13 protein-coding genes are annotated in these 12,656 nt (G+C 58.2%); 3 read left to right on the forward strand and 10 right to left on the reverse strand.

Going from position 1 to position 12,656, the window contains the following annotated elements:
* Positions 1-57: 57 nt before the first annotated feature.
* The 10 genes from AB7M26_RS08760 to AB7M26_RS08805 form a co-directional block, all read right to left on the reverse strand.
* Complete coding sequence (locus AB7M26_RS08760; RefSeq protein WP_123498446.1) at positions 58-2,262, reverse strand: OsmC domain/YcaO domain-containing protein; 2,205 nt, start codon at positions 2,260-2,262, stop codon at positions 58-60.
* 105 nt (positions 2,263-2,367) lie between these two features.
* Positions 2,368-3,525, reverse strand: a complete 1,158-nt coding sequence (locus tag AB7M26_RS08765) for a glutathionylspermidine synthase family protein (RefSeq protein WP_123498448.1) — start codon at positions 3,523-3,525, stop codon at positions 2,368-2,370.
* Positions 3,526-3,537: 12 nt separating this feature from the next.
* Positions 3,538-4,263: a DUF1190 domain-containing protein gene (locus AB7M26_RS08770; RefSeq protein WP_007896804.1), complete on the reverse strand. Its 726-nt coding sequence runs from the start codon at positions 4,261-4,263 to the stop codon at positions 3,538-3,540.
* 19 nt (positions 4,264-4,282) lie between these two features.
* Positions 4,283-4,711: a DUF350 domain-containing protein gene (locus AB7M26_RS08775; RefSeq protein WP_123498450.1), complete on the reverse strand. Its 429-nt coding sequence runs from the start codon at positions 4,709-4,711 to the stop codon at positions 4,283-4,285.
* Between the two features lie 15 nt (positions 4,712-4,726).
* On the reverse strand, positions 4,727-5,401 hold the full coding sequence (locus tag AB7M26_RS08780; protein ID WP_123498452.1) for a DUF2491 family protein: 675 nt from the start codon (positions 5,399-5,401) through the stop codon (positions 4,727-4,729).
* Positions 5,388-6,422, reverse strand: coding sequence for an ion channel (locus tag AB7M26_RS08785; RefSeq protein ID WP_123498454.1), 1,035 nt, complete (start codon positions 6,420-6,422; stop codon positions 5,388-5,390). The genes AB7M26_RS08780 and AB7M26_RS08785 overlap by 14 nt, the downstream gene beginning before the upstream one ends.
* Positions 6,423-6,493: 71 nt before the next feature.
* Positions 6,494-7,057 carry a rhomboid family intramembrane serine protease gene (locus tag AB7M26_RS08790; protein WP_123498456.1) on the reverse strand — a complete coding sequence of 188 codons (564 nt, stop codon included), beginning with the start codon at positions 7,055-7,057 and terminating at the stop codon, positions 6,494-6,496.
* A gap of 156 nt (positions 7,058-7,213) precedes the next feature.
* Positions 7,214-7,912: a PspA/IM30 family protein gene (locus tag AB7M26_RS08795; protein WP_123498461.1), complete on the reverse strand. Its 699-nt coding sequence runs from the start codon at positions 7,910-7,912 to the stop codon at positions 7,214-7,216.
* Positions 7,913-7,936: 24 nt separating this feature from the next.
* A complete protein-coding gene (locus AB7M26_RS08800; protein WP_123498463.1) occupies positions 7,937-8,518 on the reverse strand; it encodes a YjfI family protein in 582 nt (193 codons plus the stop codon).
* 362 nt (positions 8,519-8,880) lie between these two features.
* Positions 8,881-9,429, reverse strand: coding sequence for a cysteine hydrolase family protein (locus AB7M26_RS08805; protein ID WP_123498465.1), 549 nt, complete (start codon positions 9,427-9,429; stop codon positions 8,881-8,883).
* Between the two features lie 101 nt (positions 9,430-9,530).
* On the opposite strand from AB7M26_RS08805, the gene AB7M26_RS08810 reads away from it, so the two are divergent.
* The 3 genes from AB7M26_RS08810 to AB7M26_RS08820 all read left to right on the forward strand — a co-directional run bounded on the left by AB7M26_RS08810 (position 9,531) and on the right by AB7M26_RS08820 (position 12,599).
* Positions 9,531-10,526 (forward strand): GlxA family transcriptional regulator, encoded by a 996-nt coding sequence (locus tag AB7M26_RS08810; protein WP_123498468.1) that lies wholly within the window; start codon positions 9,531-9,533, stop codon positions 10,524-10,526.
* Positions 10,527-10,741: 215 nt separating this feature from the next.
* Positions 10,742-11,851, forward strand: a complete 1,110-nt coding sequence (locus AB7M26_RS08815) for a DUF3182 family protein (protein WP_123498470.1) — start codon at positions 10,742-10,744, stop codon at positions 11,849-11,851.
* Positions 11,841-12,599: an alpha/beta hydrolase family protein gene (locus AB7M26_RS08820; RefSeq protein ID WP_429374677.1), complete on the forward strand. Its 759-nt coding sequence runs from the start codon at positions 11,841-11,843 to the stop codon at positions 12,597-12,599. The genes AB7M26_RS08815 and AB7M26_RS08820 overlap by 11 nt, the downstream gene beginning before the upstream one ends.
* The last annotated feature ends 57 nt before the right edge of the window (positions 12,600-12,656 follow it).

Consider the following 12,656-nt stretch of genomic DNA (forward strand, 5'->3'; position numbering starts at 1 on the left):
AGTCAGTAATAAAAAAAGCGAAGCCAGTGATCTGGCTTCGCTTTTTTGTGGGCGCTGTTATCTGAACAAAGTGGCCACATTGGCCCGTGCCGAGTGCAGTTTCTTGTAGCTATCAATCAATCGCAGGTGCCTGTCGAGCCCCTCCAGCTTCATGCTGGTCGGCGTCAAGCCATGGAAACGCACGCTGCCGTCTACCGATCCGATTGCTGCATCTGTCCGCTCGTTGCCAAACATCCGGCGGAAATTGGCCTCGTAGTCTTCCAGCTCCAGGTCTTCGTCCAGCTTCATCTCCAGCACCACGTTGACGGCCTGGTAGAACAAGCCACGCTCAACCGTGTTGTCGTTGTACTGCAGGAACATTTCCACCGCCTCTTTCGCCTCTTCAAATCGCTGCAAGGCGAGATAAATCAGCAGCTTCAACTCCAGGATCGTCAGCTGACCCCACGCGGTATTGTCGTCAAATTCGATGCCGATCAAGGTGGTGATGTCGGTGTAGTCGTCCAGCTCACTTTCCACCAGACGCTCAACCAGCGCTTGCAGTTCGTCTTCGTCCAGGCGATGCAGGTTCAGGATATCGGCGCGGAAGAACAGCGCTTTGTTGGTGTTATCCCAGATCAGATCGTCCGCGGGATAGATTTCCGAATAGTTCGGCACCAGGATGCGGCATGCCTTCGCGCCGATATGCTCGTAGACCGCCATGTACACTTCCTTGCCCATGCCTTCGAGAATGCCGAACAAGGTCGCGGCTTCCTCGGCGTTCGAGTTTTCACCCTGACCGGAGAAGTCCCACTCCACGAATTCGTAATCCGATTTGGCACTGAAGAAGCGCCACGACACCACGCCGCTGGAGTCGATAAAGTGCTCGACGAAGTTATTCGGTTCGGTCACCGCATGCCCTTCAAACGTCGGCTGGGGCAAGTCGTTGAGGCCTTCGAAGCTGCGGCCCTGCAGCAATTCGGTCAGGCTGCGTTCCAGCGCCACTTCCAGGCTCGGATGCGCGCCGAACGAGGCGAACACACCGCCGGTACGCGGGTTCATCAACGTGACGCACATCACCGGGAATTCACCGCCCAGGGACGCATCCTTCACCAGCACGGGAAACCCTTGCGCTTCCAGCGCCTGAATACCGGCCAGTATCCCGGGGTACTTCGCCAGCACGTGGGCGGGCACATCCGGCAGTGCAAATTCGCCTTCGATGATTTCGCGTTTTACCGCGCGTTCGAAGATCTCCGACAGGCACTGCACCTGGGCTTCGGCCAGCGTGTTACCGGCACTCATGCCGTTGCTCAGGAACAGGTTTTCAATCAGGTTGGACGGGAAATACACCACCTCGCCGTCCGACTGGCGCACGTACGGCAGCGAGCAGATGCCGCGCTCTTCATTGCCCGAGTTGGTATCGATCAGATGGGAACCACGCAACTCGCCGTCGCGGTTGTAAATCTTCAGGCAGTACTCGTCGAGAATTTCCGTTGGCAGCTCATCTTTTCGGCCAGGCTTGAACCAGCGTTCGTCCGGGTAGTGCACAAACGCTGCGTTGGCGATGTCTTCGCCCCAGAACTGGTCGTTGTAGAAGAAGTTGCAGTTGAGTCGCTCGATAAACTCGCCCAACGCCGAGGCCAACGCGCCTTCTTTGGTCGCCCCCTTGCCATTGGTAAAGCACAGCGGCGAGTGCGCATCGCGGATATGCAGCGACCACACATGGGGCACGATATTGCGCCACGAGGCGATTTCAATCTTCATGCCCAGGTCCGCCAGAATGGCTGACATATTGGCGATGGTCTGCTCCAGTGGCAGGTCCTTGCCCGCAATATAGGTGCTCGCCGCAGAACTAGACGCAGGCATCAACAACGCCTGGGCATCGGCGTCGAGGTTTTCCACCTCTTCAATCACAAACTCAGGCCCGGCCTGCACCACTTTTTTCACGGTGCAACGGTCGATGGAACGCAGGATGCCCTGGCGGTCCTTGTCGGAGATGTCCGCCGGCAACTCGACCTGGATCTTGAAAATCTGGTTGTAGCGGTTTTCCGGATCAACAATGTTGTTCTGCGACAGGCGGATGTTATCTGTGGGAATACTGCGAGTGTCGCAGTACAACTTCACAAAATAAGCCGCACACAACGCCGACGAAGCCAGAAAGTAATCGAACGGACCCGGTGCCGAGCCATCGCCCTTGTAGCGGATAGGTTGATCGGCCACCACCGTGAAGTCATCGAACTTGGCTTCAAGTCGAAGGTTGTCGAGAAAGTTGACCTTGATTTCCATGGGGGATTACCAGAATAACGGCTAAACGAATGGCCGCCATTATCCGGTATTTCAGCCGTAAGTCTTGCGGACATCGTACTTATGTCCACACCGGCGATGGATGGGTCAGTCGAGTATCAGGTGCGGCAAGAAACGGCTCGAGTCCTTGGTGATCAAACTGTTGTCTTCCCGAACACCAATACCGGCTGCCTGATCGCCGATAACCCAGGAACCCACCAGCGTAAAGCTGTCGCCAAACTTCGGCAGTGGGGCGAACTCCTGAAGGATAAATGGCGCATCGGTGTAGGGCCCGTCCTCTTTTACGATCAGACCCTCAGCGGTTTGTAACTCAATGTTGGCGCCTTCCCGGGAGAAGAACGGTTTGCGCACCCAGCCTTTGGGCACCGCTTTGCTCGGGTCGGCATCCAGGTGTGCCGCGAGCAGGTTAGGGTGACCTTTGTTGAACTCCCACAGCAGCGGCAGGATGCCCTTGTTGGAGATGATGGATTTCCAGGCCGGCTCGAAAAACTGGGTGTCGCTCTGGGCAATCGCTGCACCAAAGGGCTCGTGGAAGATGAACTCCCAGGCATGCAGCTTGAACAGGTGAGGAATCCAGCGATCTTCTAAATCGACGAAACGTCCTTCAGCGGTGAGGCCGATGTCTTCGATGTCGATGTGTCGCGATTCGATGCCGACCTTTTCCGCGATCAGGCGCAAGTAGTCGGTGGTGCCTTTGTCTTCGACCGAGTCTTTCATCGAGGCGAAATAGAAGGGCTGTTTGAGCTGCAGCTGGGCAAAGGCCTGATGCAGCTTGGTGTCGATGCTGTTGAACTGGTCGGCATGCTTGGGCAGCAAGCCGCGTTCGATGCATTGCTCCAGCCAGCCCCATTGAAACGCCGCGGCCTCATACAGGCTGGTCGGCGTGTCGTAGTTGAGTTCCAGCAACTTGGCGGGCCCGCTGCCGTTGTAGGAGAAATCCATACGCCCATACAGGTGCGGGTGACCTTCGAGCCATGAAGTGCGAACCATGTCGAAGAATGGCGCGGGAATGCTCAGGCGCTCCAGCAGCTCCTCGCTCTGAACCACGCGGGCCACCAGGTCCATGCACATCTCATGAATCTCGGTGGTCGGGTCTTCGAGATCGTTCTCGATCTGTTTGAGCGTGAACTGGTAATACGCGCTCTCGTCCCAATAGGGTTCGTCGTCGATGGTATGGAACAGAAAGCCGAGACTTTCGGCGGTCTGTTTCCAGTCATGACGCTCTGCGCAGAGGATCTTCTTCATGGTGCTCGTTCCTTAACTGCTCGATCGGCCAGCGCTGCTCGAACCACCCCAACCGCTGCGGGCGCTGGCTTTGCTGCCGAAGCCGCCACGGGAGGTGGATGAGGCAACGGACATCGGCTTGCTGCCGGAACGGATTGAGTCGGCGTAGCTGCTGCTGCCATACCTCGCCTGATTGGACTTGGTAAAGGTTGAGCCTTTGGAAATCCGCTGGTTGAGCGTCGAGGAGCCGTAGTTGCCGCGATCATCGCGGTAGCGGTAGACCGGTTCGGAGAAGTAGCTGTTGCGGTTGCTGCTCAGCATGTTGCCGATCAGCAGGCCAGTCAGCAGGCTGGTGCCGGAGAACCCGGAGCCTCCACTGTTGGCTTCCGAGGCGGGTAATTGAGCCTTGGCTGCGTCTACTTGGGATTGTGTTACCTCGCCATCGGCAGTCAGTTCGAAACCACCCAGCTTGGGGATGAACTTGCCGGCGGAATCCTGTTGGCACCAGTCGGCGACAAAGTCGGCATCGCAATCGGCCTGGTTGTCGTAGACCGGCGCGATGCGGCGGTGCTCGGCCATGGCGCTCATGTAGGCGTCAGAGCAGACGTCCACCGGGAGCTTTTCATCGGCGCACTGCTGAACGGACTGGAAGTTGTACTTCTTCTGCACCGGGTAGGTCTTTTCCGCTTGCCCGCAACCTGATATGGCCATGGCGACCGACGCGGCCAGCGAGAGCTGAACGTACTTGCTTCGTTTCATCGGGATCTCCGTGGCGCAATCAGTTCTGGGAAGGGGTCATGCAGGCGGCGTTCAACATGCCGACGCTGATGGCCACTGCCGCGACATAGATACCCGCTGCGATCTCGCCTTTTTTAATCCGTTCAGAGGCGCCTTTAAGCACCAGGCTGGTCACCAGAAAAGCCAGCAGTTGTACGAAAGCGGCGATCACTGCCCAGACGACGAAGTCCAGAATGCTGATCGAGTAGGCGATCACATTGCTGGCCGGAATGGCGAAACCGATGATGGCGCCACCCAGTGCGATCGAGGCCGCAACGTTGCCAGAACGGATCAGTTCGAACTCTCTGTGCGGGGTGATTCGGGTGTAGATGAATTGGAACAGTGCGAACAGCACGGTGGCGCCGAGGATGTACAACACAAACCCGAGCACGGCGGCTTTGTTCAGGGAGATGGAGAGCGCTTCAAGCATGGACTTCTTCCTTATTTAAAAAGTGTTCAGGTCAGTGGTGTACAACGAAATGCCCAGCGAAGTGCTCAAGCTGATGGTGCCTTCGGCGTCTTCTTCGACGGAAAACAGCAGGAATTCCCGGCGATCGGTCAGGCCGGTTTCGCGGGCATACAGCATCGAACGGTGCTCGATGCTGTAGGACTCATCCGGGTTTTTCAGCTGTTCGCTCAGCGCCACCAGTTCTGTCTGGCCGTTCTCGGTGCCCCATTCGCGGGTGTATTCGACACCGTTGTGGGTGTAGGTCGGCAGGCCGATCAGGCTTTGAGGACCGGCCAGTCGACGCAGCTCCGCTTCACTGTTGATGGTGACGTAACTGAGGTAATTGAACAGGATCACCGACTCGACCTGGCCGGCGATGTCGCCAGTGGTGTGCACTTGCAGCCAGTAGTCTTCGTCGTTCATGTAATAGCGTGACAACCAGGTCGACTGCCCGAGATCAACCGTGCCAGCGCTCCAGATCTGTTGGGAGCCAGGGATGACCACGGTGGTGTTACCGTCGAGCAACAATTTCAGGGTGGTGTCGAACATCACCTCTTTGCCCAATGCCAGTCCCAGCGGACCGATGGCGGGCAGGGTTTCGTTGGCTGCCCATTTCGATTCAGTATTCGCTTTCGGGGCCTCAAGCCCCATCAACTGTTTAAACCATCCCATTGGTGATTTCCTTGAGGCGAGAGGAGGCGATGTAGAAGAGTTCGCCGCCCTCAACGCGAGTGGTGCCGGGCGGATTGATCCACGGCTGTCGGGCGCCTTTGGCGCGGTAGCCGATGAGGGTCGCGTTGTGCTGTTCTTTCAGCTGTGCATACAGATCGCCGAATGTGGCTTCAAAGGTCTCGGGCAGTTTCATCAGGTACTGCGTGGCGCCTTGACCCACGCACAGCAATTCATTGATGACCGCGGATGAGCCCGGATCCTGAGAGGCGCGTACCAACATCTCGATGGCCATGCTCGAGGTGCATTCCAGGCTGGGCGCGTAGGCGCTGGCAAGGGCGGCGATTTCGCTTTCATTGAAGTGGGCGACCACATGGCCGACAGGGCTCAGTTGATTGACTGCCAGCACGGTGGCCAGGGTCAGGTCGTCTGAATGGGTTCGCACCAGGACGCGTTCGGCACCGGGAACGCCGGCCCGCAGCAATAGCGCGGCAGAGGACAGGCTTTCGCCTTTGATAAAGTCCGCTTTGCCCGGCATGGGATTTTCTTCGAGGTCGCAATCGCAAATGACGATCAGGTTGTCATTGGAAGTTTCGTCCTGCAGCAATAATTCAATGACCCGCTCGCTGGACGCGCCTTCCCAGCCGATGAGTACGGTATGGCCGACCTTGCCGGTGAAATCGCCTTTGCCTTTCATGCCTTTTCTCCATACATCGATGACACTGCTGGTGGTTTTGCCGATGGCTGCCGTCAGCAGCGCAATGCCCCCGAGCATGACCCAGGTAGCCACGAAAATTCGTCCCGCGGCTGTCTGTGGCGCAAGATCGCCATAGCCGACGGTGAGCGTGGTGGTGAGATAGAAATAGGTAAACGTGGCGGGGGTGGTGAGGTGTTGTTCGCCCAGAAGCACCAGGCCGATATAGGCCGTGCTCATGTGTATACCCAGCGCAATGGTCAGGCCTGCCCAGCCGAACCGATGGAAGAAGGACGAGGCGTACGTGCGCAATAAAAGGAAAATCGACATTACATCCCTGACTCCGTGGGGGCTCATTCCTGGCGACGTAATCGCTCTGGCGTCTGAGTGCTCAAGTGCGGTTACCGGGTGGCATTAAACCTGCTGCGCGGCGTAGATAACAGTACCTTGGCTGCAATAAATCCGGAGATCGCACCAAAGATATGCCCTTCGAAAGACATGCCCTGGCGAGGAAGGAAGCCAAAAATCAGGCCACCATAGAGCAGGACCACGACACTGGCTGTTATCAGGTTGCTCCAGCTCCTCTGGAACCAGGCGCGCGACAGGAGGTACGCCCACAGCCCGAATACCCATCCGCTGGCACCGATGTGAACGCCTGCAAAACCGAACAGCCAGACCAGCGAACCGCCCAGCAGAATAATGATAGTGCTGACGGCCATGAAGCGGCTGAGCCCTTCGACAATGACCAAAGTACCGAGGATCAAAAAGGCAATCAGGTTGGTGCTCAGGTGCGCAAAGGACCCGTGCAAGAAAGGCGAGGTGATGATGCCGACCAGTCCCTGCCATGTTCTCGGGACCAGGCCGAAGGCAATAAGACTGTAGCCGGTCGCCACATTGAGCAGTTGCAGCGCGACCATGAAGAGGGCCACGCCCGCGATTGTCTTGAAACCCTTCAGGGCATCCATCCGTGACCTCGATTCGGCAAAAAATATGGCAACGAATCCATGTGGGAGCGGGCTTGCTCGCGAAGGCGGTGTGTCAGGCAACATTGATGTCGACTGATACTCCCTCTTCGCGAGCAAGCCCGCTCCCACAGGTTATGCGCCAGGCATCAGGGCCGGTTACTCAGCCGATTTTTTCTTCAGGCGTTCCAGAATCGCATTGGCGCTGCCTTCGTTCGGCGTGATGCCGGCATCGCGCAGCTTGCGCTCCAGGTCGGTGCCGGTCGATGCATCGGCCAGTTGGTCCTGGGCTTCCAGTTCCGCGGCGCGTTGCTGCTGTTTGGCTTGCAGGCGGTTCAGCGTACCGACGGCAGTTTCCAGCTTGCCGTTGGCGCCGCCACTGGCGATCGAAGCACTGACCTGGGCTTTCTGAACGCTTTCACGCGCCTTGGCCATGTCCACTTGCTGACGCAGGCTTTTGATGCGGCTTTCGGCCTTGGTGATGTCTTTGCGCATGTTGTCCGCGTAACCGCCGAATTCGGTGGCCTGCTTTTGCTCGACATCCAGTTCGTTGGTCAGGGTCGAAATGGCTTCGGCCACTTCCAGTGCCAGGTCTTCGCGGTTAGCCTGGATCGCGGCCAGGGCCTTGGATTCCAGGTCCTTGATCTTGGCGTTGTGCTCGCTGACGCGATCAGCCGACAGTTTGTGCTTGGCCATGATGGTGACCAGCTCACGCTTGGCGTTGGCCAGCGCGCTGTCAGCATCGCGAATTTCCTGGTCGAGGATGCGCAGGGCCTGTTGGTCGACGATCGATTCGCCGACTTCGTTGGCACCGCCACGCAGCGCGGTGAACAATTTGCTCCAGATGGACTGAGTCATTGGATATTTCCTGTTCCCGAAAAATTAGATGAAGAAACGTTCAAAGGCTTCGCTGGCGCGCTGGACGTTGTCGACGAGGGTTTTGACCTCGGTCACAACGTTGGTCAGGCTGGAGTCGGAGCTGAGTGCGCCGAACATGTTGTAAACGATCTGTCCGTTGGGCATGGACTCGATTCCGATCGAGGACAGCGGGAACATTTCCCGGCTGCGCAGAACGGCATCGTTGAATGCCGGTACGTCGTTGATGGACTCGACATCGACCAGAACGGTATCGACGATGATCTGATCGCCAACCACTGCGATGTAAATCGGCAAGCCACCGAACTCGTTCATGTCCAGCTTGATGCTGGACTCGGCACCTTGAACCAGGGAGAGGGTGATGTCGTTCGAAACCACTTCGTCGAGGGCCTGAAGGGCGCTGTAGAGGCGATCGATGTTCCAGTTATTACCTGCGCTCATGTAATTCTCCGACATGAATGAGCCAGCCAGGATCGGTTGGCGTAGCTGTTTCTCCATCTGCTTGAGCAGGCTTCGGTTTTCGGGAAGCACCCAAGTCTCGTGTTTCACATACCCGGCGGCACCCAGACCCGCACGCATCTGCTTCATGTAGAAGCTGGATGGTTTTTTCGCGGACGGTTTCGAGCGCTCTCCCTTTTGGCTCGCTGAATCGGTCACAGATCCGGTAGGCGGATCTGATGGAGAGCTGCTTTTCATACTGGTGACTCCGTAGTGAAAATCTCACGCGTGAGAAACACTACAGGCAATTTTCGTGGCCCTCAATAGCTCACGCGTGAGAATTTTAGACTGCTGCACAGGCGTATGACAAAAGAAGGTCTATCACTCAATGCCAGTCAGTTAAGCGCAATCCTGTGGGAGCGGGCTTGCCCGCGATGACGGTCTAACCGTTGGCAGAAATGTTGAATGTTCCGGCCTCATCGCGGGCAAGCCCGCTCCCACAGGTTCTTCATCTAACCAGCCAGAAAATCATCGGTGGACACCACGCTGGCATAGGCAAAACCCAAGGCCGACATGAAGGCAGCGTGTACGTGGGCGGCCGGGACGGTGACGCCATTGAATTCCAGGTCAAGGGTGGCGCAGGCGTCGTGAATCACCGTGACGGTATAGCCCAGGTCGGCTGCGGCGCGGGTGATGCCATCGATGCACATGTGGCTCATGCTCCCGACCACCACCAGGTGCTCGATGCCTTGCTGGTCGAGGATCGCCTCCAGTTCGGTTTCGCGGAACGAGTTGACGAAATGTTTGAGCACCACGGGCTCGTCGGCGCGGTTGAGAACTTTGGGATGCAGCTTCGCGCCGTCGGAACCTGGAGCGAAGAACGGCGCGGCATCGGAGGTGAATTCGTGGCGGATATGCACCACCGGATCACCGGCCTCGCGAAACGCCTGAATCATCCGTGCGGCGTTGTCTGCTGCGGCATCGGCGCCGACCAAAGGCCACTTGCCCTGGGGGAAGTAGTCGTTCTGGATATCGACTACGATGAGTGCTTGCTTGGCCATGGGTGTTTCCTCGAAGTGTTTGTTGGGTGTGAATCAAGTATTAGGTTTTGCTGGCCGTCCGAGGATTGGCCGCACCGACAATAGAAGGGGGAAAACTGACAATGGGTGTTGAAAAGACAGTCGCCGAACTGGGCGTGCTGATCTATCCCGGTGCGCAGATGGCGGCGGTGCATGGGTTGACGGATCTGTTCGGCGTGGCCAACCGGATCGCCGCCGAGCATCAGTCGGCGCAGCTACCGTTGCTGCGGGTCAGTCATTGGCAGGTCGAGGGTGATCAAGTGCCCGAGCGGGTCTATGACACTCATTCCGGCCCGGCCGGCGCATTGGTTGCCGTATTGATCCCGCCCTCGATCGGAGGTTTCTCCGAGGGGCAGGCGCCCCAAGGGCTGATTCGCTGGCTTCGTCAGCAACATGCCAACGGTGCGACCCTCGGCGGGGTCTGCGTGGGTTCGATCCTGCTGGCCGAAAGCGGCCTGCTCGACGGTCGCAGCGCCACCACCCACTGGACCTCGGCCAAGGCTTTCGCCGAGCGTTACCCGGCGATCAAGCTCAAGGCTGACACGCCGATTGTCGACGACGGTGACCTGATCACCACTGCCGGCTTGATGGCCTGGTCAGAGCTGGGATTACGATTGGTGAACCGCTTGCTCGGGCCGAGCATCGCCACCGGCACGGCGCGGTTTCTGGTGGTGGAACACAGCGATAGTGCGAGCGAATGCGGCAGTAATTTTTCACCGATTCTCAACCATGGCGATGCGGCGATTCTCAAGGTCCAGCATTGGCTGCAAAGCACTGGGGCAACTGATGTCTCGTTGGCGGCGATGGCCGATCGGGCAGGGCTGGAAGAACGCACTTTCCTGCGGCGATTCCGTGCGGCGACCGGGTTGAAACCCACCGAGTACTGCCAGCATCTGCGGGTTGGCAAGGCGCGGGAAATGCTCGAATTCACCAACGGCACCATTGATCACATTGCCTGGACCGTGGGTTACCAGGACCCGAGTGCGTTTCGGGCAACGTTCAAGAAGATTACCGGGCTTGCGCCGAGTGATTACCGGGCGCGGTTTGGTGTGTCTGCGACCGCGGCAACGGCTCGGTAGCGAGCATCACTGCAGATCTGAAAATGTGGGAGCCAGGCTTTGGTCGTGCAAAATGCCGGGAGTATTGAAAGGTGTCGTGCAGAATAAAACAGGCCTTGTGCTACCACCTGTTTCGCAATTGGCTGATTTAAAAACCGTTTTTTTCCAGCCGCCATTGGCCTGATCTCTGCACCCCCTTCAGCTACATTTATCAAACGCAGATTGAAGGGGAACGCATGACCCCAACACGTCGCAAGAAACTGGTGCTCGCCCATTCGGTGCGACCCGACGCCTCGTTGCACGAAGTCGAAACCAATCGCGCCTTGGCCCGTTGGCTGGCCCAGGTCGTCGGGCTCGAATATGGCGGCAGTTACGACCCACAGCTGCATAGCGGCCGGGACATTTATCTGTTGCCGACCCAGACGCTGGTGGGTGTTGCTGCCGCCCGGCAGCTGGGTGTCAAAGGGCCGGAGGATTTGTGGGGCGGTTACGTCGACCACGATTTCATCTGCACCAAAGCCATCAGCCATGGGTTGTTGAACAAGTATGCGTTCGCACCCGAAGGCTGGTCGTCGTTGTTTTCCGAACGGGTACGCAGCGTCGTGCTCGATGGCCTCAGCGTGTTCTCCCTGGAGGATGCTCGCCCGGCAGCGGAGCACCTGCTCTACAGCGGTCCGATCCGCATGAAGCCTATTCATGCCTGCGCCGGACGTGGTCAGGAAGTGATCAAAAGCCTCGACCAGTTCGACGCCATCCTCGCTCGCCCCGATGCCAAAACATTGTTCACCGACGGCGTGGTGCTGGAACAAGACTTGACCGAGGTGGTCACCCATAGTGTCGGCCAAAGCTTCATCGGCGACAAAGTGCTGAGTTATTGCGGTGATCAATACTTGACCGAAGACGGTCAGGGCGAGCAGGTTTATGGAGGGTCCAACCTGTTGGTGGTGCAAGGCTATTACGAAGACCTGTTGGCGCTGGAATTACCGGACGAAACGAGGCTGGCAATTCAGCAGGCGCAAGTGTTCGACAGCGCGGCCGATGAAGCCTACCCCGGTTTCTATGCCTCGCGGCGCAACTACGACATCGCCCAAGGGCTGGATTGCGATGGCAAACAACGCAGCGGCGTGCTCGAGCAATCCTGGCGCCTGGGCGGTGCCAGCAGTGCTGAAGTCGCGGCGCTGCAGAGTTTCGTCAACGACCCCGGCTTGCGCGCGATTCGCGTGTCGTCGGTCGAAATCTATACCGATCAACCTTTGCCGGCCAACGCCATCGAGGTCTACCGCGGGCCTGCGGAACACAGTGACTTTCTTCTCAAGTACGTAACGGTCAAATCCTATGACGGCTAGAAGCGAAACCATTGCGATCGACATCGACGATGAACAGATGAGCGGAACCTTCCTCAGCCCCAAATCGAAAGTCCCGGGTGTGCTTTTCGTTCATGGCTGGGGCGGTAGTCAGGAGCGCGACCTGGAACGCGCCAAAGGCATCGCCGGGTTGGGTTGCGTGTGCCTGACATTCGACTTGCGCGGGCATACCGGCGGGACCGGTATTCCATTATCCCGGGTCACCCGCGAAGACAACCTGCGTGACCTGCTGGCGGCCTACGATCGACTGCTCGCCCATCCGGCGCTCGACACGTCTGCGATCGCCGTGGTCGGCACCAGTTATGGCGGTTATCTGGCGGCGATCCTGACGTCCTTGCGCCCGGTGCGCTGGCTGGCGCTGCGGGTGCCGGCGTTGTATCGCGACGACTTTTGGCACACACCCAAGCGTGATCTGGACAAGCTCGATCTGCGCGATTACCGCAGCACACGGGTCAGCGCCGACAGCAATCGCGCACTGCATGCCTGTTCGCAATTTACCGGGGATGTGTTGCTGGTGGAGTCCGAGACCGACGCCTATGTGCCCCACGCGACCATCATGAGTTACCGCGCGGCGTGTCAGCAGACCCACTCGCTGACTCACCGGATTATCGACGGCGCCGATCACGCCTTGAGCGAGCCTGTCTCGCAACAGGCTTACACCTCGATCCTGGTGGGCTGGATCACGGAAATGGTGGTGGGCGAGCGGTTGAGCCTCATTCAGTCATCGTAAAAAGATCGCAGCCTTCGGCAGCTCCTACATGGACATGTGAATACCCGTTGGAGCTGC

The sequence above is a fragment of the Pseudomonas sp. F-14 TE3482 genome, assembly GCF_053629455.1.